Below are 20,107 nucleotides of genomic sequence, written 5' to 3'. Positions count from 1 at the left end.
CGGCGCGGACGACACACCCTTAGTCTTGATCGTCGGTCGCGTTCTGCGACCGAGCCTGCGTGCTTCTCTGAGCCTTGTTCACCTCGGGTGGAATTCACGAGCGGTCCGGCCGGGCACAAGGGGGAGAAAATGAAGCTGCTGAAGCCTGCGGGCGGAGCCCGACGCGAATGGGTGGATTTCGCCAAGGGCGCCGCCATCCTGATGGTCGTCTACTACCACACGTCGCTGTACCTCGGTGACATCGGGGTCGAGAACACTCTCGGCCGCATCAAGGTCGTGTTCGAGCTGTTCCCGATGCCCCTCTTCTTCCTGGTGTCCGGCCTCTTCGGCTCGCGCATCCGCACCTGGAGCTTCCGCGACCTCTGGCGCCGCAGGCTGTACCCGCTGCTCTGGCTCTACGTGGTCTGGTCCGTGATCCGCATGGCCTTCTACCTGGTCGTGCCGCTCGCGAACGGCGGCCTCGGCGAGCTCCCCGCGACCGATCCGCTCAACCTGCTCCTGCTGTTCTTCTGGCCCAGCAGCAGCTACTGGTTCATCTACGGCCTCGTCCTCTTCACGCTCGGCGCGTGGCTCCTGCGGAAGGTCGACCACCGCGTGCAGGTCGCTCTCGCCGCGGTGATGGGGACGATGTTCACCACCGGTCTCCTCAACACGACCAATGTGGGCTGGAACCGCATCGGCGCCCTGTTCGTCTTCTTCCTCGTGGGCACGCTCTACTCGAAGAGGATCATCGACTTCGTCGAGCAGAAGGGGAGCCGCGCGTTCCTCTACGTCACTCCGGTCTTCGTCGTGCTGAGCGCGGTGCTCTTCCTCTTCCCGATCCGCTGGGTGCCGTTCCTCGCCCTCGCCGGCCAGATGGCCGCCGTCGCGATGGGCATCCTCGTGTCGCGGGCCCTCTCCCGGGTGCGCTTCCTGAACTTCTTCACGATCTGCGGCGAGCGCAGCCTGCACATCTACCTGCTGCACCTCTACTTCATCGTGATCGCCATCACGGTCCTGCGGGTGATCCTCCCCGAGGACCGCTCCGAGCTCGGCGGCTTCGAGGTGCCGCTGCTGCTGGTCGTCATGGTGCTGGCGGTCGTCCTCTCGCTCTTCGTGACCCGCTACCTCTCGAAGGTCAAGTGGATCTACGTCCCCCCGGCCGCCCTCGGCGGCCCCGGCAAGCGGCGCACGCCCGTGCCCGTCCCTGCGCGCGGCCCCGGAGCCGTCTCCGACCCCGCCGCGGTCCCGGCCGATGAGCCCGGTACCTCCCCCAGTTACGAGAAGAAGAGAGCGGAGTCCCACGAGTGAAGACGACACGAGCACGCAGCGCCGGAGTCCTGGCGGCCGTCGTGGCCGTCGCCCTCGGGCTCGCCGGCTGCTCCTCGCAGCCCGAGCCCGTCCGCACGCCCGACGGCTTCACGACGGAGAAGGCGATCGAGTACCGCTCGGTCGACGGCGTCTCGCTGAAGGCCGACGCCTGCCTCCCCACCGAGGGCGGCACCGACCGGCCCGCGCTGCTGATGCTGCACGGCGGAGGATTCGTCGACGGCGCCCGCGACGAGGGCGGGATGACCGAGCTGTGCGAGTACTACGCCGAGCGCGGCTTCGTCTCGGTCTCCGTCGACTACCGCCTCCTCCAGGACAGCCGGTACCCCGGCCAGATCGAGGACGCGCAGGCCGCCGTCGAGTGGCTGCGCGACCCCGCGCAGGTCACGCGCTTCGGCCTCGACCCCGCCCGCATCGGCGTGATGGGCAGCTCCGCCGGAGCGATCATCGGAGCGACCATGGGCACGCTCGGCGAGGGGTCCCTCACCGAGGGCTCGCGGGTCAAGACGGTCGTCGCCTTCTCGGCGGTCGCCGACATGACCGAGACCGGGATGTCGCTGGGCTCGCCGGTGCCCGAGGCGAAGGAGCAGATCCTCGCCTACCTGGACTGCGACGAGATCGACTCGACGAGCTGCCCGCAGAGCATCCCCGCGTCGCCGATCACGTCGGTCGACTCCACGGACGCCCCGCAGATCTGGCTCACCTCCGAGGACGAGCTCGTCCCGGTCGAGCAGGCCGACGCGATGCAGGTCGCCCTGCAGGACGCCGGAGTGGCGTCCGAGGTCGGCGTGGACGGCTCCGGCCACCACGGGCTCCAGAACAACACCCCGAACAACAAGAAGGCGATCCTCGCCTTCCTGCAGGCCCACCTCTGATCCACCGCTTCCGCGCGAAACCTCGCGGCCGGTTCCGCGCAACGCGGACGACACATCACGACGCTACAGTCAGACCCCCTGCACTCCGGTGCAGTCGACGAAAGGGACACCACACACCATGACCTTGAACGGACTGTTCGCCGGCATCGGCCGGAGGTGGGTCTACATCGTCGCCTTCGCTCTGCTCGGCGCCGTGGCGGCCCTGGTACTCAACGCCGTCCTCCTCCCGCAGTACAAGGCGGACGCGCGCGTGTACGTCGCGGTCTCCTCCACCGGGGTCCTCTCGACCGCGGACCGCGTCGCGGCCAACAGCGCCGCCGCCCAGGCCACGGTCACCTCCGTCGCCCTCGGCACCTCGGACACCGTCCTGCAGGGCGTCATCGACGGCCTCGGCATCGACGAGCCCATCGAGGACTTCGCCAAGCGCGTGACCGTCCTCGCCGAGCCGGAGTCCGTGGTCATCACGATCTCGGCCACCGACCCCTCGCCCGAGCAGGCCGCGGTCATCGCCAACGCGGTCGCCGCCCAGCTCGACGCGGCCGTGAAGGGCTCCGACCCGGCGACGACCACCACGAACGGCGTCGCCGTCCCGCAGATCCAGCTCCAGGTGCTCAGCCAGGCGCTCCCGCCGGAGCTGCCGGTCACCGGAGGCATCCTCGTCCTGCTCGCGCTCGGCATCCTCGGCGGCGCCGTGGTCGGCGTGGGAGTGGCGATCGTGATGACCGCCCTCGACCGCCGCCTCCGCAGCGGCGACGACGTCCGCTCCGCGATCGACCGGCCGCTGCTGGGCATCGTCCCGGTCAAGGCCACCAAGCTCGACGAGATGCTGAACTCGACCGAGATCCCGGCCCGCTACTCGGCCGTGGCGTTCGAGCTCTCCGCCATCGCGCGCACCCGCTCGTACTCCTCCTTCGCGATCGCTCCGGCGTCCGAGAAGACCCCGCACACCGCCACCGCGGTGCTGCTCGCCAAGGCGCTGGCCGTGCTCGGCTCGTCCGTCGTGATCGTGGACGGCACCGCCGAGGGCTCGGCTCTCGCCTCGGCCTCGGGCGGACGCCCGGGTCTGCGCGAGGTGCTCGCCGGATCCGCCTCGCTCGACGACGCGATCATCAAGCGCTCGACCGACCGCCTCGACCTGCTCCCCGCGGGCGGCGCCCAGGCGGGCACGCCGATGCCGACCGACGCCCTCCGTGCGCTGGTCGAGGAACTCGAGAAGGTCTACGACATCGTCCTGATCGTCACCGGCACCCTCGGCGCGACCGAGCAGTCGCCGACCTTCCGCGGCGTGGCCGACGGCGCCGTCCTCGTGCTGATCGAGGGCAAGGTCGACTCGCCCCAGGCCGCCGCCGACGTGCACTGGATCGAGACCGCCGGCACCCCTGTGGTCGGCGCGGTCGTCCTGGCCCGCCACAAGCTGCAGAAGGCCCCCGCGATCGTCTGATCGCGTCCTCGCACGCTGCGGAGAGCGCACCCCGGCCCCGGCCGCGGTGCGCTCTTCCGTGTCCGGGGCGCGCGCGGTGCCCTCCGGGGCCCGCCCGCCCCGACGTCGGTGCCCAGACGGCGGACAGCCCACTCCGGCGGCTGGGCGGCCCCTCCGGCGCCCACGCGGCTCCTCCGGCGCTCAGACGGCTCCTCGGGCGCCCGGACGGCTCCTCGGGCGCCCGGACGGCTCCTCCGGCGCCCGGACGGCCCCTCCGGCCCCTCTCCGTCCCCCGCTCGCCGCGCAGGCCCGCAGAGGTCGCGCGGTACTCGCGGGCGACCCCGCCGACTCCTGCGTGCTCGAGAGGAGCGGGCGCGTCGGTCGGCTCCCGTCCCGTCCCCGTCCGCCCGCCCCGTCCCGCGGTCCCGGAGGCGCCGAGCGCCCGCCCACGCCCTCGCCGACTCCGCAGAAGTCGCGGAAGCCGCGGCAGTCGCGCTGGGCCCCGGCCGACCGTGCGCGGTCGACGGGAGCAGAGCACACGCAGAACCGCCGCCGTCGAGGGGACGACGGCGGCGGTTCTGCGCGCGGGGAGCGGATCAGGTCACGGCGTGCAGGCCACGTTCCCGATCAGGTCCTTCCCGGAGTTGGAGCAGCTCAGCGAGTTGCCGCTGGTGGACCAGTTGGACGGCTGGTGGAGGTACACCACGGCGTCCCGGGTCTTCAGCGCGAGGTTGCCGCTGATGGTGTTGTCGTTGCCCGAGCCGTCGGCGCGGGTGATCACCTGGTAGCCGTAGGTGGTGGTGCCCGCGGCGGAGTTGCCCGCGGCCAGCCAGCCGTTGCCCGAGACCAGGATCAGCGAGACGACGTCCGAGGCGAGGCGGGACCCTCCGACCACGGTGTTCCCGAGGATGTCCCCGTCGAGGGTGCCCTCCTTGGCCTCGATCGGCTCGGCGCCGGTGTCGCTGATCGTGTTGTCCACGACGGCGATGCGGGCCGTGCGGTCCGGGTCGCAGTCGTTGAACTCGCACCAGTTGCGGTCCGAGGTGCCCACGTAGACGCCCTCGCCGTACTTGGCGGCGACGAGACCGGTGCGGCGGATGGTGCTGCCGACGATCAGCGAGTCGGTGGTCTGGCTGCGGAAGTGGACCGCCTCGTAGCCGATCTCGCTCACCGTCAGGCCGGCCATCTGGACGCCCGTGCTGGCGAGCACCTGGATGCCCTGGAAGGAGCTGCGGACCGAGAAGCCCACGAGGTGGACGTCGCTCACCGTGTTCAGGATGAGCGCGGTGCCGCTCGAGGTGGATCCGGAGGTCAGGACCGCGTTGGGCGAGCCGCAGATCCAGATCGAGCCGGGCTGGGCAGCGGTGCCGCGGAGGGCGAACTTGCCGGTGTAGACGCCGTCGGCCAGGCGGATGACGTCACCCGAGCGCGGGTTGGCCAGGGCGGTGACGAGCTGCGCGGAGTTCGTCACCGTCTTGGTGGCGGCGGGGCAGTCGAACGCGGCGAGCAGCGAGTCGCGGGAGTCGAGGAGGTCGGCCGTGGTGGTGGCCGACTCCGTCAACCGGGAGTCGCGGCCCGCGTCGTCGGTGGCCGAGACGGTGTACGTGTAGGCGCGTCCCGCCTCGGCGGTCTCGTCGCGGTACTGGCGGATCGGGTCGGCGACCGTGCCGACGACGGTGTCGCCGGAGCCGTCCTCGTTCGAGCGGTGCACGTCGTACGAGACGACCCGCGAGCTGAACGGCGCGTCCCAGGCGACGGTGTAGCCGTCGGTCAGGGGGGAGAGCTCGACGGCGTGGGTCGCGAGGCCGTCCTCGGCGAGCACGAACGCGTCGATGATCAGGTTCTTGTCGGTCGAACTGGAGTTCTTCGTCCCGGTGTAGGAGATGGTCACGGTGTGCGTGCCCTCGGCGAGGCCGGTCGTCTCGTAGACCGGCACCTGGTACTGCGCGGTCGAGCTGTAGCGGTCGACCTTGGTGACGGGCCCGCCGTCGACCGAGACCGCGGCGATGCCGGAGGAGGAGGTCTTCCGGCTGATCCAGCGCCACGACGTGCCGACGAAGGTGAACTGCACCGATCCGGCGGAGGTCAGGTACTTCATCCCGCCGCCGCTGTCGCCGCCCGCCATCGACCTCCACGAGCCGGTGTACTGCAGCGCGGGGTCGGTCTCCTGCACGAGGAGGCTGGTCGCTCCGGAGGGGTCGAGCACGGGTCCGTCGTCGCCGCCGCCGGTCTCGTCGGTCGGCTCCTCGGTGGCGGGAGTCGCGCGGGTGATGTCGAACGCGTCGATGACGAGGTTCTTGTCGCTCGCAGAGCTGTTGGCCCTGCCGCTCCAGGCGATCTTGACGGTGTGGACGGTGTCGGCGAGGTCCTTGTTCGTGAACACCGGGACCTGGTACGCCGTGGTCTTCGTGTACCGGTCGACCGAGGTGCTCGCGCCGTCGACCGTGACGGTGGCGATGCCGGCGGAGGCGGTGGTGCGGCTGATCCAGCTGAAGCCGGTGCCGCGGAAGCTGAACGAGACGGAGCCGGTGCTGTTGAGGAACTTGATCCCGCCGCCGCTGTCGCCGCCCGTCATCGTGCGCCACGAGCCGCTGTAGGTCAGCGAGGAGTTCGTCTCCTGGATCCGCGTGCTCTGCCCGGCGCCCGGGTCGAGGGTGGCCGCGGAGGCGGCCGGGGCCGTGAGGGGAGCGACCAGGATGCCGAGAGCGGCGATCAGAGCGGTCGTGAGGGAGAGGCGTGCGCGTCGTCGGCGGGGGCGGGGCGGGTCTGGCGTCGTCTGAGGATTCACGATCGGCTCCGGGTCTTCGAGGGGGCGTCGGGGGCGGTTCGAGGGGGCTGCTCAAGGGGGTGGTGCTGGTCCTCCCGACGCTATAGACGGGCCGTGCGACTGACGGCTGGATGAGACGGATTCAGGTTGTAGTACCCCGTTCGGGCGTGGTGGTCGGGCTCGTACCAGCGATTCGGCTGAAGGACTGGCTAACCGCCGAGGCCGCGTGTACGCGGGACGGTCACACACGGTGTCGACGACGGATCGGAGGGCGGAGGTCGGATCGGGAGGGGACTCCGGGAACGCCCGTCCGCGGTGTGGACGAGGGGAGCGCTGCTCGGTCGAGGAACGGCGACCCTATCCGGCCACTCTGGACACGGCCCCGGTCCGGGCCGCCGGCCGAGAGAATTGACCGGGCGTTCACCGGGCCGACCCCGCGCCGAAACACTGCGATGATGGGCTGTCCACTGGTGATCGCCGTCGCACCCGCGTCGCGGATCACCCGCCGCGGTCGAGCGGCGGTCCCGACGAGAGGGAGGACGCGATGGACACGGCCACGACCGCGACCGGCGACCGTCCGTCCACCCCGCCCGCCCGGGAGCGCCCGCGACGCCGCCGGATCCGCGCGCGCACCGTGATCGGACGGCTCCTGCTCGTCCCCCTCGTGGTGCTCGCCCTCTTCGGCGCCGGGATCCCCCTCTACGTCACGCCCCCGATCGATCCGATCCCCGAGCAGGCGGACGCGGTCTTCGTGCTGGGCCCGTCCACGAGGGCGCGCGTCGAGTTCGCCCGCCGGATCATCACCTCCGGAGCGACGGACACGATGGTGCTCTCGGTCGGCCCCGGCGAGATGAACGCGCCCCACGACGACAAGAAGTACAAGAAGTGCAACGAGCCCGGCGGCGACGTCCTCTGCTACTCCGCCGACCCGCTCACCACGCAGGGAGAGGCCCGGCAGCTGCGCGACATGGCCGAGCAGAACGGCTGGGACCACGTCATCGTGATCACCAGCGCCCCCCACCTCGTGCGCGCCGAGATGATCATCGGGCGCTGCTACTCCGGCGAGCTCTCGATGGTGCCCTCGGGGGAGCCCATGGGCCTGGACTACCTGGTGAACCAGTACGTCTACCAGACGGGCGCGTTCCTCAAGGCCTTCCTGGTCACCAACGGCTGTTGACGCGAGCACTCCTCCTCGAGCCGCCGAGCCGGCCTGCGCTAGTCTGCCCGGGGCGCCATCGGCCCCGAGCCCGCTCCTGCGGAGCCCGGCCGGCCCGGCCCACGACGGCAGCGCGGCAGGAGGATCGGCCGGGGAGACCCGCGACGCTCCCCGCTCCGCACCGGTCACCCCCACGCGACCCCCTCCGAAAGGCCCGCCCGTGACACCTGCCCGATCGATCTTCGCCGTCGGCCGCGGCCAGTACGAGAACATCGGCGACATCATCCTGCGCCGCCAGCTCCTCGACTGGCTCCGCGAGTCGGGTCCGCTCCACGTCTACGTCGGCCACTCGCCGTGGGGCTACGACGACGGCCTGCGCCTGGGCCCGGACGACACGGTGTACCGCTCGCTCCTGCGCTGGTACGCGGCGCTCGCCCGCGAGGCCCTCGCCGGCCGGGCGAACTCGGTGTTCAAGCCGGGCGAGATCCAGCTGACCCTGATCGGGATGAAGGAGCACCTCGTGATGCTCCCGGGCATCGCCCTCGTGCGCCTCGGCGGCGGCCGCGTGATCCGCGCCGGCGTGGGCACCCGCAACTTCGCTCCGTTGCCCCGCGCGATCATGTGGCCCTCGATGGCGCTCTCGAGCTACACCCGCTGGCGCGACGACAAGACCGCCGGCTACATGCGCGTCGGCGCCGCCATGCCCGACCTCGGCTACGGCGAGGGCTCGAGCGACGCGGAGCTGACCGCGTTCGCCGCGCAGCCCGACGAGGAGCGGCGCGTGCTCGTCCTCTCCCTCCGCGAGGACCACGAGGTGGACGCCCGCCCCTACCCCGAGCAGGAGTGGCTGGCCGCGATCAAGGGCTTCGCCGAGCGCGAGGACCTCGACATCGTCGTGGTCACGCAGGTCGCCGTCGACGCCGAGCGCTCCCGCCGTCTCGCCGCCGACCTGGACGCGGACATCCTCGACTGGGATCCGGCGCACACCCACGACGAGCACGAGATCCTGCTGCGCGAGCTCTACCGCACCGCCCGAGTCGCGATGAGCGACCGGCTGCACGTGATCATCATGGCGTTCACCGAGGGCGCGGCTCCGGTGAGCCTGCAGATGGACGGATCGACGAAGGCCTCGCGCCACTTCGAGACCATCGGGATCCACGACGTCACGGTCGACATGTCCCGGACGACGCCGGCCGTCGGCGTCGAGACCTTCTCCGCCGTGGTCGCGCGGCGCAGCGAGCTGCTCGAGAAGCTGCTCGTCGCCCGCGGACGCCTCCGCGGCGTCCGCGACGACATCCAGGCGCTGCTCGCCGTGCCGCCCCGCAGCCGCCCGGCCGCTGCGGGTGCCCCTGCCGCCCCTGCCGGCCCGAAGACGCGGGTGTACCACGTCGGCCGCAGCGGAGAGGTCCCCGGAGGCATGACGCAGGTCGTCAACGGGTACCTGCGCTGGCCGTTCGAGCGCTCCGACGTCCGGGTGATCTCCTCCCGCACCGCTCCGGGCGAGCACGTCGCCGCGGCCCGCCTGGCCGCGGGCGCCGCAGCCCGCATCGTCGCGATCGCGCGCCGCGAGCCCGGCAGCGTGATCGTCGTCCACCTCTCGGAGCGCGGCTCGTTCCTCCGCGAGGGATCGCTCCTCCGCCTCGCGCACCGCCTGGGCCTGCGGACGGTCGCCCACCTGCACGGCAGCGAGTTCGCCGCTTTCACCGCCGCGCACCCGCGCCTGGTGAAGGACGTGCTGCGCAGCGCGGACGAGATCATCTCGCTCTCGGAGGAGACCTCGGCGATCTGCCGCCGGTACGTCCCCGCCGACCGCGTGCACCTCGTGCCGAACGCGCTCGAGCAGGGCACCCCGCGCGAGAAGACCCGCACCGTCGTCTTCGGCGGCGTCGTCAGCCACCGCAAGGGCGTCGACGTGCTGCAGAAGGCGTGGGCGAAGGTCGAGGGCAAGGAGGGCTGGCGCCTGCTGGTCGCCGGTCCGATCCGCGAGCCGGAGGTCGTCGACCGCGGCGTCCCGGGGATCGAGTTCCTGGGCTCGCTCGAGAACGCCCGCCTGCTCGCTCTGCTCGACGAGGCGTCCCTCGCCGTCCTGCCCTCGCGTGACGAGGCGATGCCGATCTTCATCCTCGAGGCCCTCGCCCGCGACGCGGCCGTCGTCTCGACCGCGGTCGGCGGCATCCCCGAGGTCCTCGGCGACGGCTGCGGCCGGGTGGTCGCGCCCGGAGACGTGGACGGCCTCGCCGCCGCGCTGACCGAGCTCATCACCGACGAGGACGCGCGGGCCGAGGTCGTCGAGAAGGCCGGGGCGCGCTTCCGCGAGCGCTTCTCCGCCGACGCCGTGTTCCCGCGGGTCGAGGAGGTCTGGCTCGGCTGAGCCGCCTGCGACTTCGCCCCGGATCGCGCCCCGGGCCGCGCTCCGGGCCTGGGCGGAGCCGCGGGAGCGTAAAATCGCTGGAGTCCGCGGCGCCGAGCCGTTGTGCGCCCAGCCGTCCGCTCCCGGACGCCTTCTCCCTCCACCCCAGAGAGGCTCGACCGTGGCCATCGCCGCCGACTCCGACCGCCGCCTGTGGACCCTGCCCCTCGCGCGCGCCGTGATCGCGGCGGTCGCCGGCTGCGTCGTCACCTTCTCGCCCGACCACGGGCCCGCGTTCGGCCTCGCCGTCTTCGGGGGCTTCGCGATCGCGACCGGCGCCGTCTCGCTCGCTCTCGGGCTCCGCGCCTGGAGCGGCCGGGCCCGCCCGCTCGCCCTCGGCTCCGCGGTGCTCACCCTGGTCGCCGGCGTCGCGGCGCTCGTCGCGCTCCCCGTGGCCAACCTGCTCTCCTTCGTGGCCCTCGTCGCCGGCTGGGCGCTGCTCTCCGGCTTCCTGGAGTTCTCGAGCGGTCGCCGCGGTCAGGGCCTCGCCGCCCGCGACTCCGTGATCGTGGGCATCGGCACGATGCTCCTCGGCGCCGCCTTCGGACTCCTCCCGCCTCACCCCGTCGTCACCGTCGGCCTCCTCGGCGCGTACGCCGTGATGGTCGCCGTCTTCCTCGCCATCGCGGCGTTCTCGCTCAAATGGGCCGCCGGCGCCGACGCAGCCACCGGACACGATCCCGTCGCCCCCACGACACCGACCTCCGGAGGAGACCGATGACCGCCGAAGGCCAGCAGCCCGACCCCGCCTCTCCCGCCGACCGCGCCTCGGCGGCCGACTCCGCCCCGCCGCGCGACCCGAGCGAGTTCACGCCCCGCACGTTCCAGCCGACCCGCAAGGACCGCCTGCGCCCGCTCGAGCTCATCGGCTTCTCCGCGGTGATGGCGGCCTTCGTCGGCCTCGTCGTCATGCTCTCGACCCGCGAGCCGGTCGTCGCGCTCATCTCGTTCGGCGTCGCCTTCATCGTCGTGCTCGTCGCGATCGCCATGTTCTCGCTGACCTTCAAGCCCGACGAGGCCGAGATCGCGGACATCGACGAGCAGGACTCCGCTCACTAGGTGGGGGACGGCTCCGCCGTCCCCCACCGCAGTCGGCCGGGAGCGTGGCTGAGCGGGTGGAGCGTCCCGCGTCCGCTCCGCGGAATCGCTTGGCACGCGATTCCGCGATGCGCTCGCGCCGATCCGCACGACTCGGGAGCGCCCGCCCCCGCTTTGCTGATCGAGCAGCCCGCAGGGCGTATCGAGATCCCCCTGCGGTCGCGAGCGCCGCGGCTCCGCGTCGGTGGTCGCGCGTAGCGTGCGGAGGGTGGCGGAGTCGATCGGGCGGTGGTGGCAGCGGCGGCGGTTCTCGCGCGGCGCCGACGTCCCCTACGCGGTCGGCACCTACCGGGAGGCCTGGGCGTCCTACCCCGTCCTGGTGCGGCAGTACCGGCCCGAGTACAACGAGGGCATCGTGCTCAGCCAGATCCCGCCCGCGGCCGATGTGTACCTGTGCTGGCTCTGCGACGCCGGTCACGTCTTCGTCGCCACTCCCGAGGAGCAGCGCCACCGTCCCGGCCGGGAGCGGCGCCGCTCCTCCTGGTGCCCCGACTGCGCGGAGCTCGCCTCGCCGCGCGTGCCCCGGGCCGCGCCGATGATCGGCGGTCGGCTCGCCGAGGTGCTGGCGCCGACGTCCGATCCCGGTCCCGATCCGGATCCGGATCCCGAGGCAGGCTCCTTCGCTCTCGTCGCTCCGCCCGCTGTGATCGCCCGGAGGCTCGCGTCGACCGCGCCGCCCGCCGCTCGACCGGCACGGGCCCGCTCCCGTCCCGCGCGCGTCTGCCCGAAGACCCCGGATCTCCCCGTCGGGGAGCCCTTCGCCAGCCGGTGCGCGCCGCCGCCGGCCTCCGCGGTCGAGGCCCGACTCCGCGCGCTGCTCGCCGAGCGGCTCGTCTTCGACCCGGCGCACACGGCGGTCCGTCTCGCGCGGCCGTTCTTCGAGCACTGCGAGGCGTGGCCCGACCTGGTGCTCGGGGAGCTGCGCGTCGCGATCGAGTACGACTCGACCGGTCGGCACGGCCTCGAGCACGTCGGGCACCGCGAGGAGGCGGACCGGCGGAAGGACCGCGCGCTCCGCTCGGCCGGGTGGGAGGTGGTGCGCATCCGAACGGGGAAGCTGCTGCCCCTCGGCCCCTACGACCTGGTCGCGACGGGTGTCACGGCCGCACTGGCGGACCGCCTGGTCGACCGGCTCCGCGACGTCCGCGGGCCGCTGCTCGTCGATGCCTGGGGCCGTTGACCGGCCGCGCGGGTCAGATCCGGAGGGCGAGGGCCTCGCTGCGCCAGCGGCGGTGGAGGGCCCAGGGGTCCGGCTCTCCGGCGCGGACGGTCTCGATGTGGGCGTCGAGCGCGGGGCTGCGGGTGAACCACTCGGTGCGCTCCAGGCGCTCGTCGGCGAACTGGGCGTGCCGGTGCTGCTCGAGCGCCCGCCCGCCGCGCTCGAACGCGAGGAGCTCCTCGTGCCGGAGCCGGTGGAGGCGCTGCCTCGGGTTGCCGCTGGTGCCGATCTTGATCCGCTCGCCGAAGCGGATGTAGTAGACGACGTCGACCCGGGGAGGGGGCAGCTCGCCGTCGGGAGCATCGCCGAGCCGCCACTCGCAGGCGGCGCAGAGCCACGCGGAGGGGAACCGGACGCCCAGGCGCGACCCGCACGCCGCGCACGGCGACGGCAGCGCGTCGACCACGCCGTCCTCCCGGGCGACCCAGTCGTGTGCCAGCCCGAGGTGCGCGGCGCACAGCGCGAGCGGGGCGCCCCGTTCGACGGCAGAGGCGCACCCTCCGATCGCGCACGCTGCCATGCCGCCGACGCTAGGCGCGACCCCCGACATCCGCACCCGTCCGTCCGGGCGCCGCGCCGGCTCCGCCACGCCCCCGCGAGTCCGCGGAACTCGCCGTGCTCGCGCGCGAGTACCGCGACATCCGCGTGGTCGCGGGGCCGGGCGTCAGCTCAGGCGGTCGACCAGCGCCGAGGCGAGGCCCGTGTAGCCGCCCGGCGTCAGCGCCAGCAGGCGCTCCTTCGCCGCGTCGCCGATGTCGAGGCCCTGCACGAAGACCGCGAGGTCGTCGGCGCCGAGGCGCTTGCCGCGGGTCAGGTCCTTCAGCAGCGCGTACGGGTCGGTGATCGAGGACCGGCCGGCCGCCACCTCCGCGCGGATCACCGTCTGGATCGCCTCGGCCAGCACCTCCCAGTTGCCGTCGAGGTCGGCGGCGAGGGCGGTCGGGTCGAGGTCGATCTCGAGCAGGCCGCGCGCGATGTTGTCGAGGGCGAGGAGGGAGTGGCCGAACGCGACGCCGATATTGCGCTGCGTGGTCGAGTCGGTGAGGTCGCGCTGGAGGCGCGAGGTGACCAGGGTCTGCGCGAGCGAGTCGAGCAGGGCGCTGGAGAGCTCGAGGTTCGCCTCGGCGTTCTCGAAGCGGATCGGGTTGATCTTGTGCGGCATCGTGGACGAGCCGGTCGCCCCGGCCTGGGGGATCTGCCGGAAGTAGCCGAGCGAGATGTAGGTCCAGACGTCGGTGCAGACGTTGTGCAGGATGCGGTTCGCGTGCGCGGCCCTGCCGTAGAGCTCGGCCTGCCAGTCGTGCGACTCGATCTGGGTGGTCAGCGGGTTGAAGACGAGGCCGAGGGAGGTGACGAACTCCTCCGCGAGGGCGGGCCAGTCGGTGCCGGGGTCGGCGGCGAGGTGCGCGGCGAACGTGCCCGTCGCTCCGCTGAACTTGCCCAGGTACTCCGTCGCCTCGATCTGCGCGACGACCCGCTCGAGCCGGTACGCGTAGACGGCGAACTCCTTGCCCATCGTGGTCGGCGTCGCGGGCTGGCCGTGGGTGCGGCTGAGCATCGACTCGTCGCGGTAGCGGACGGCCAGCTCTCGGAGCGACGCGACGACCGAGCGCAGCTTCGGCAGCCAGATCTCGTCGACGGCCCGGCGGACCACGATCGCGTAGGAGAGGTTGTTGATGTCCTCGCTGGTGGCGGCGAAGTGGGTGAGCTCGGCGATCCGCTGCAGGCCCAGCTCCTCGAGCCACTGGCGGACGAGGTACTCCACGGCCTTCACGTCGTGGCGGGTGCGGGCCTCGAGAGCCGCCAGCTCGTCGATCTCGGGCTGTCCGAAGTCACGGGCGCGGCGGCGCAGCTCCTCGGCGGTCGCGGCGTCGACGGGCTCGGAGCCGAAGAGGCGGCGGTCGGTCAGCGCCAGCAGCCACTCGACCTCGACGTGCACCCGCGCGCGGTTCAGCCCCGCCTCCGAGAGGTACTCGCCGAGCGACGAGACGGCACCGCTGTAGCGGCCGTCGAGGGGGCTCAGCGGCTGGGTGGGGAGCGAGGTCATGCGGTGGTGCCTTCCGGTTCTCAGGTGTCCTGCGCGAGGGCGGCGCGCGCGTCGGTGGAGTCGGGGCGGACCGAGCGGTTGCCGCGCAGTCCTGGTTCGATCTGGGCGAAGAGGGCCCGGCAGGCGCGCTCGATGAGCGCGAGCACCGAGTCGAACGCCGCCGCATCGGAATAGTAGGGGTCGGGGACGTCGCCCTGCGGGGAGAGGCCGGGCTCGAAGTCGAGCAGGCGGCGGACCTTCTGCCGGTCGACGTCGGTGCGCGCCCAGGAGCGCAGCGCCCGCTCGTGCCCGTGGTCGAGCGCGACGACCAGGTCGAACTCGGCGAAGCGGGACGGGTCGAAGAGCTGGGCGCGGTGACGGCCCCCGTCGAACCCGTGCCGCTCCAGCGCCGCGAGGGCGCGGCTGTCGGCGTGCTCGCCGAGGTGCCACTCGCCGGTGCCGGCCGAGCTGATCTCGATCGCGGAGCCGAGCCCCGCCTGCTCCGCCAGGGAGCGCAGCACCACCTCGGCCATCGGCGACCGGCAGATGTTGCCGGTGCAGACGAAGCACACGGCGAAGGCCGAGGGCGCGGGGGAGTCGGGGGTCACCCGCCCATCATGGCGCACCGCGGCTCCTCCACAGCAGGCCGATCCCGGCATCGTCCACCGATGGCGCGCGTCGCCTCCCGGGGGGCGGCGACGGGGCCGATGCCGGGTGCCGACGCCGCGGTGTCAGTCCTGACGGCGGCGGAGGAAGGGGCGCAGGAGGAGGCCGATGAACCAGTTCACCAGGGCGAGAACGAGGGCGCCGAGCACGCCCCACCAGAATCCGTCCACGACGAGGCCGAAGCCGAAGAGGCCGCTGATCCAGGCGGTCAGGAGCAGCAGGAGGCCGTTGACGAGGAACGAGACCAGGCCGAGAGTCAGCAGGTACAGGGGGAACGCGACCACCCGCACCACTCCGCCGACGACGGCGTTGACGACGCCGAAGATCACCGCCACCAGCAGGTACGTGAGGACCGCCGCGGCGGGGCCCTCCTCGTACGGGTCCACGCGCACGCCCGCCACGACCAGGGTCGTGAGCCAGATCGCGACGGCGTTGGTCAGGAGGCCGAGGAGGAGTCTGCTCATGCCTCCACTATCCCCGCAGGCGGGGCGGGCCGCGAGCCGGGGCTCAGGTGAGGGGCCCGCCGATGGTCGGCTCCGGGGCGGGAGTGCAGAGGCGGGGGTCGTCGGCGCAGGTCCGCGGAGGGAGCACGGCGGTGGGCTCGGGCTGCGGCAGGGGCTCCGCCGTCGGCTGCGGGGCCTCGGTCGGCTCGGGAGCGGGCGCGGGTTCGGGAGCCTGCTCCGGAGCCGGGGGCTCGGGCGCGGGCTCCTGCGTGGGCGCGGGCGCCGTGGTCGGCCGGGGAGCGGCGGGAGGCGCGGGTCGCGGGGGAGGAGCGAATCCGCTGCCCGGCTCCGGGACGAGCGGCTCGCGCGCCTCGATCACGGCGACGGCGGCCGGGGCGACCGCGGCTCCCGAGGCGAGGACGCTCCGGAGCTGCTCGACCGCGTCGGTCAGCACCGCCCGCCGGGACGTCGATCCGCGACCGGAGGCGAGGGTCGAGGTGGCGAGGCCGAGCACGCGCTCGGCCAGCGCCGTCCGCTGCTCCCCGGCCGCGGTCGTCGCGGTGGTGATCGCGTCGGCCGAGACTCCCTCGAGCGATGCGTTGAGGGCACCGATCGCCACCAGCAGATCGGTGCGGGCCGCGCCCGCGACGGTGCCGTCGGTCGCGGTGAGGAGCGCGAGCGAGTCGTCCCGCAGCGCGAGGCCGGCCTCGCGCGCGGCGGTGTAGGCCGGGGGAGCGGCCACGTCGATGGACGTCTCCCGGAGCGTCGGGGTCGCCTGCGTGCCCTCCGCGGCGGGCGTGCACCCGGTGAGCGCGCCGGCGGCGACGAGCAGGGCGATCGCGGCCGTGGCGCCCCGGAGGAGCGGGCGCGCACCCCCGCGCCGCTCGGCTCGCCCTCGACTCCGCATCACTGCACCCTAATCGGGGGACGGGCGCCGTGGGTGCTGGTCAGTGGGGCGGTTCGTGCATCCGAGACCCGGGTCGGCCGCACCTCCGGGCCGCACCGGCGGCGCTCGACCGCGGGGAAGGGGGCTCGCCGAGCACCACTCGAGGGCGGGGGCGGCGCGCGCGGGACGGCGGGGCGTCCACCGCCGCGCCGCCTAGCATGGGGCGGGTGACCGACCAGCAGGAGCCTCCCGTCCGCCTCCGCCCCGAGATCCTGGCGCTCCCCGCCTACAAGCAGGGCCGCGCGGCCGCCGCCGACGCCTTCAAGCTCTCCTCCAACGAGAACCCGTTCGACCCGCTGCCCTCCGTGCTCGCGCGGGTCCGCGAGGTGGACGACTTCAACCGGTACCCGGACGCGGCCGCGACAGCCCTGCGCACGGCGCTCGCCGCGGAGTACGGCGTCCCGATCGAGGAGGTGATCGTCGGAGCCGGCTCCGTCGCGGTCATCGCCCAGCTCATCACCGCGGCGGCGGGCCCGGGCGACGAGGTCGTCCACGCGTGGCGCTCGTTCGAGGCCTACCCCTCGCTCGTCACGACCGCGGGCGCCACCAGCGTGCGCGTGCCGCTGCGCGCCGACGACACCCACGACCTCGACGCCATGGCGCAGGCCGTCACGGAGCGCACCCGCCTGCTGATCGTCTGCAGCCCGAACAACCCCACCGGCACGGTCGCCACCGCCGACGACGTCGAGGCGCTCCTCGAGCGCGTCCCGGGAGACGTCCTCGTGCTCCTCGACGAGGCCTACGCCGAATTCGTCGACGACGAGCGGGCCGTGGACGGCACCCGCCTGCTCGGCCGCTACCCGAACCTCGTGATCGCCCGCACCTTCTCCAAGGCATACGGCCTCGCCGGCCTCCGCGTCGGCTACGCGATCGGCCACGCGCGGATCCTCGACGCCGCCCGCTCCACCGCCATCCCGCTCTCGGTCACCCGGTTCGCCGAGACCGCGGCGGTCGCCTCCCTCGAGCACCGCGAGGAGCTCCTCGAGCGCGTCCACCGCATCACCCGCCTCCGCGACGACCTCTGGCGGGCGCTCCTCGACCAGGGCTGGACGATCCCGGAGTCGCAGGCGAACTTCCTCTGGTTCGACACCCGCGAGGACACGGCGCGCGCCGCCGAGGTCTTCGAGCGCGCCGGGGTCGTGGTCCGCGCGTTCCCGCCGGAGGGGATCCGCGTCTCCGTCGGCGAGGCGCGCTCTGTCGACAAGCTCCTCAGCGCGGCGGCCGAGATTGTGGCTTCCCTCCCCGAGGGCCACCCCGCGAGACGGATAGGTTAGTCGGGTGGTAGCCACCAGCACGGAGTCGCCGACTGTCCAGTTCCTCTCCGCGGACGGGCGGTTCTCACCGACCCCCGCGGCCGAGCAGTACGCCTCCTACCTCGACGAGGTGGACGAGGCGCAGCACCGCTCCTTCTACCGCGAGATGGCGGTGGTCCGCCGGTTCGACACCGAGGCCGCGAACCTGCAGCGCCAGGGCCAGCTCGGACTGTGGGTCCCGAGCCACGGCCAGGAGGCGGCGCAGGTCGGCTCCGCGTTCGCGATGCGCCCGCAGGACCACGTGTTCCCCTCCTACCGCGAGCACGTCGTCGGCAAGATCCGCGGCATCGACCTGCTCGGCGTCCTCGCGCTCCTTCGCGGCACGACGCACGGCGGCTGGGACCCGACCGATCCGACGAACGGGAACTTCCACCTCTACACGCTGGTGCTCGGCTCGCAGGCCCTGCACGCGACCGGCTACGCGATGGGCCTCACCCTCGACGGAGCGACCGGCACGGGCGACCCCGAGAAGGACGCGGCCGTCGTGGTCTACTTCGGCGACGGCGCCTCCAGCCAGGGCGACGTCAGCGAGGCGATGGTCTTCGCCGCGAGCTACCAGGCCCCCGAGGTCTTCTTCCTCCAGAACAACCACTACGCGATCTCGGTCCCCGTGGCCACGCAGTCGCGCAGCCCCCTCTACCTCCGCTCCTCCGGCTTCGGCATCCCCGGCGTGCAGATCGACGGCAACGACGTGCTCGCGAGCTACGCCGTCACCGCGAAGCACCTGCAGGACGCCCGCTCCGGCGGAGGCCCCCAGTTCATCGAGGCGCTGACCTACCGGATCGGCGCGCACACCTCGAGCGACGACCCGACGAAGTACCGCACCGACGACGAGCTCGCCTCGTGGGTCGCGAAGGACCCGATCACCCGCTTCGCCGCGTACCTGCGGAGCGAGGGCGTGGAGCAGTCCTTCTTCGACGAGGTCGACGAGGAGGCGAAGGACTTCGCGTCCGACATCCGCCGCCGCCTCCTCGCCCTCGAGGTCCCGCCCACGGGCGTCATGTTCGACCACGTCTACTCGGAGCCGCACGTGCTCGTCGAGGAGCAGAAGGCGTGGCTGCAGCGCTACGAAGAATCGTTCGGAGGCGAGTGATGACGATCGACACCAGCACGACGGCCGCGCAGCCGCCCCTCACCGGGTCGCAGCTCGAGTCCATGTCCATGGCCAAGGCGCTCAACGCCGGCCTCCGCCGCGCGATGACGCAGGACGACCGCGTCCTGCTGATGGGCGAGGACATCGGCCCCCTGGGCGGCGTCTTCCGCATCACCGAGGGCCTGCACGCCGAGTTCGGGGCGAAGCGCGTGCTCGACACGCCGCTCGCCGAGTCCGGCATCGTCGGCACCGCGATCGGTCTCGCGATGCGCGGGTTCCGCCCGGTCTGCGAGATCCAGTTCGACGGGTTCATCTACCCGGCGTTCGACCAGATCACCTCGCAGCTGGCCAAGATGACCAACCGCCACGAGGGCGCGATCACCATGCCCGTCGTCATCCGCGTGCCCTACGGCGGGCACATCGGAGCGGTCGAGCACCACCAGGAGAGCAACGAGGCGTACTTCGCGCACACCGCGGGCCTGCGCGCGGTCAGCCCGTCGACCCCGAACGACGCCTACTGGATGATCCAGGAAGCCATCGCCTCGGACGACCCCGTGATGTTCTTCGAGCCCAAGAGCCGCTACTGGCCCAAGGGCGACGTCGACCTCAGCGGATCCGCCGCGCCGCTGCACGCCAGCCGCGTCGTCCGCCCGGGCACCGAGGTCACGCTGGTCGGCTGGGGCCCGATGGTCGCCGTCCTCCTCCAGGCCGCCGAGCTCGCGGGCGAGGAGGGCACGAGCGTCGAGGTCGTCGACCTGCGCTCGCTCTCCCCGATCGACTGGGAGCCGCTGCTCGCCTCGGTCCGCAGGACCGGCCGGCTCGTCGTCGCGCAGGAGGCGTCCGCCAACGTGAGCCTCGGCTCCGAGATCGCGGCGACCGTCACCGAGCGCGCCTTCTTCTCGCTGGAGGCGCCGGTCCTCCGGGTCGCCGGCTTCGACACCCCCTTCCCGCCCGCCAAGGTCGAGAAGCTCTTCCTCCCCGACGTCGACCGAGTGCTCGAGGCCGTCGACCGCTCGCTCGCGTACTGACGCGCGCGACATCCGCCCGCACGAGCCCACAGGAGTCCCCCCGATGACAGAGCAGTTCCTCCTCCCCGACGTCGGCGAGGGCCTCACCGAGGCCGAGATCGTGGCCTGGAAGGTCAAGGTCGGCGACGAGGTGGCCGTCAACCAGGTCCTCGTCGAGATCGAGACCGCCAAGTCGCTCGTCGAGCTCCCCTCGCCGTTCAGCGGCACCGTGGTCGACGTGCTCGTCGACGAGGGCCAGACGGTCGACGTCGGCACCGCGATCATCACCGTCCGGGCCGGAGCCGGCTCGATCGGCTCCGAGGTGCCGGCGATCCCCGCCCACCCCGCGCAGGCCGCCGC

General features: G+C 72.9%; 18 protein-coding genes. 12 read left to right on the top strand and 6 right to left on the bottom strand.

Going from position 1 to position 20,107, the window contains the following annotated elements:
- The first annotated feature begins 129 nt into the window (after positions 1 to 129).
- The 3 genes from C5D08_RS03585 (at position 130) to C5D08_RS03575 (ending at position 3,624) form a co-directional block, all read left to right on the top strand.
- Complete coding sequence (locus C5D08_RS03585) at positions 130 to 1,290, top strand: acyltransferase family protein (protein WP_104275862.1); 1,161 nt, start codon at positions 130 to 132, stop codon at positions 1,288 to 1,290.
- On the top strand, positions 1,287 to 2,183 hold the full coding sequence (locus C5D08_RS03580) for an alpha/beta hydrolase (RefSeq protein WP_104275861.1): 897 nt from the start codon (positions 1,287 to 1,289) through the stop codon (positions 2,181 to 2,183). The genes C5D08_RS03585 and C5D08_RS03580 overlap by 4 nt, the downstream gene beginning before the upstream one ends.
- Before the next feature lie 118 nt (positions 2,184 to 2,301).
- Positions 2,302 to 3,624 (top strand): Wzz/FepE/Etk N-terminal domain-containing protein, encoded by a 1,323-nt coding sequence (locus tag C5D08_RS03575; protein WP_104275860.1) that lies wholly within the window; start codon positions 2,302 to 2,304, stop codon positions 3,622 to 3,624.
- Positions 3,625 to 4,204: 580 nt separating this feature from the next.
- On the opposite strand, the gene C5D08_RS03570 is transcribed toward C5D08_RS03575, so the two are convergent.
- On the bottom strand, positions 4,205 to 6,391 hold the full coding sequence (locus C5D08_RS03570; protein ID WP_104275859.1) for a hypothetical protein: 2,187 nt from the start codon (positions 6,389 to 6,391) through the stop codon (positions 4,205 to 4,207).
- Between the two features lie 523 nt (positions 6,392 to 6,914).
- On the opposite strand from C5D08_RS03570, the gene C5D08_RS03565 reads away from it, so the two are divergent.
- The 5 genes from C5D08_RS03565 (at position 6,915) to C5D08_RS03545 (ending at position 12,214) form a co-directional block, all read left to right on the top strand.
- A complete protein-coding gene (locus C5D08_RS03565; protein WP_104275858.1) occupies positions 6,915 to 7,547 on the top strand; it encodes a YdcF family protein in 633 nt (210 codons plus the stop codon).
- A gap of 199 nt (positions 7,548 to 7,746) precedes the next feature.
- Positions 7,747 to 9,897, top strand: a complete 2,151-nt coding sequence (locus C5D08_RS03560; RefSeq protein ID WP_104275857.1) for a glycosyltransferase family 4 protein — start codon at positions 7,747 to 7,749, stop codon at positions 9,895 to 9,897.
- A 160-nt stretch (positions 9,898 to 10,057) separates the two neighbouring features.
- On the top strand, positions 10,058 to 10,657 hold the full coding sequence (locus C5D08_RS03555) for a DUF308 domain-containing protein (RefSeq protein ID WP_104275856.1): 600 nt from the start codon (positions 10,058 to 10,060) through the stop codon (positions 10,655 to 10,657).
- Positions 10,654 to 10,995, top strand: coding sequence for a hypothetical protein (locus C5D08_RS17260; RefSeq protein ID WP_258065010.1), 342 nt, complete (start codon positions 10,654 to 10,656; stop codon positions 10,993 to 10,995). The genes C5D08_RS03555 and C5D08_RS17260 overlap by 4 nt, the downstream gene beginning before the upstream one ends.
- A gap of 247 nt (positions 10,996 to 11,242) precedes the next feature.
- Positions 11,243 to 12,214: a hypothetical protein gene (locus C5D08_RS03545; RefSeq protein WP_104275855.1), complete on the top strand. Its 972-nt coding sequence runs from the start codon at positions 11,243 to 11,245 to the stop codon at positions 12,212 to 12,214.
- Between the two features lie 13 nt (positions 12,215 to 12,227).
- Here C5D08_RS03545 and C5D08_RS03540 read toward each other — a convergent pair whose 3' ends face one another.
- The 5 genes from C5D08_RS03540 to C5D08_RS03520 form a co-directional block, all read right to left on the bottom strand.
- A complete protein-coding gene (locus C5D08_RS03540; protein ID WP_104275854.1) occupies positions 12,228 to 12,773 on the bottom strand; it encodes a GIY-YIG nuclease family protein in 546 nt (181 codons plus the stop codon).
- Between the two features lie 144 nt (positions 12,774 to 12,917).
- Positions 12,918 to 14,300: an adenylosuccinate lyase gene (purB, locus tag C5D08_RS03535; protein WP_104275853.1), complete on the bottom strand. Its 1,383-nt coding sequence runs from the start codon at positions 14,298 to 14,300 to the stop codon at positions 12,918 to 12,920.
- 20 nt (positions 14,301 to 14,320) lie between these two features.
- Positions 14,321 to 14,887: a low molecular weight protein-tyrosine-phosphatase gene (locus C5D08_RS03530; RefSeq protein ID WP_258065009.1), complete on the bottom strand. Its 567-nt coding sequence runs from the start codon at positions 14,885 to 14,887 to the stop codon at positions 14,321 to 14,323.
- Positions 14,888 to 15,010: 123 nt separating this feature from the next.
- Positions 15,011 to 15,409, bottom strand: a complete 399-nt coding sequence (locus C5D08_RS03525; RefSeq protein WP_104275851.1) for a phage holin family protein — start codon at positions 15,407 to 15,409, stop codon at positions 15,011 to 15,013.
- 43 nt (positions 15,410 to 15,452) lie between these two features.
- Positions 15,453 to 16,295, bottom strand: a complete 843-nt coding sequence (locus tag C5D08_RS03520; RefSeq protein WP_146086166.1) for a hypothetical protein — start codon at positions 16,293 to 16,295, stop codon at positions 15,453 to 15,455.
- A gap of 197 nt (positions 16,296 to 16,492) precedes the next feature.
- On the opposite strand from C5D08_RS03520, the gene hisC reads away from it, so the two are divergent.
- The 4 genes from hisC to C5D08_RS03500 all read left to right on the top strand — a co-directional run.
- Positions 16,493 to 17,608: a histidinol-phosphate transaminase gene (gene hisC, locus C5D08_RS03515; protein WP_104275849.1), complete on the top strand. Its 1,116-nt coding sequence runs from the start codon at positions 16,493 to 16,495 to the stop codon at positions 17,606 to 17,608.
- 4 nt (positions 17,609 to 17,612) lie between these two features.
- On the top strand, positions 17,613 to 18,740 hold the full coding sequence (locus C5D08_RS03510) for a thiamine pyrophosphate-dependent dehydrogenase E1 component subunit alpha (RefSeq protein ID WP_104275848.1): 1,128 nt from the start codon (positions 17,613 to 17,615) through the stop codon (positions 18,738 to 18,740).
- 62 nt (positions 18,741 to 18,802) lie between these two features.
- Positions 18,803 to 19,768 (top strand): alpha-ketoacid dehydrogenase subunit beta, encoded by a 966-nt coding sequence (locus C5D08_RS03505; protein ID WP_181028888.1) that lies wholly within the window; start codon positions 18,803 to 18,805, stop codon positions 19,766 to 19,768.
- Between the two features lie 43 nt (positions 19,769 to 19,811).
- A partial coding sequence (locus tag C5D08_RS03500; RefSeq protein ID WP_308471623.1) for a biotin/lipoyl-containing protein occupies positions 19,812 to 20,107 on the top strand: 296 nt, incomplete at its 3' end.

It is taken from the genome of Rathayibacter sp. AY1B6, from assembly GCF_002932755.1.
In the GTDB taxonomy this organism is placed as follows: domain Bacteria; phylum Actinomycetota; class Actinomycetes; order Actinomycetales; family Microbacteriaceae; genus Rathayibacter.
The sequence above is the reverse complement of the archived record's forward strand: the minus strand, read 5'-3'. Positions and strand labels throughout refer to the sequence as shown.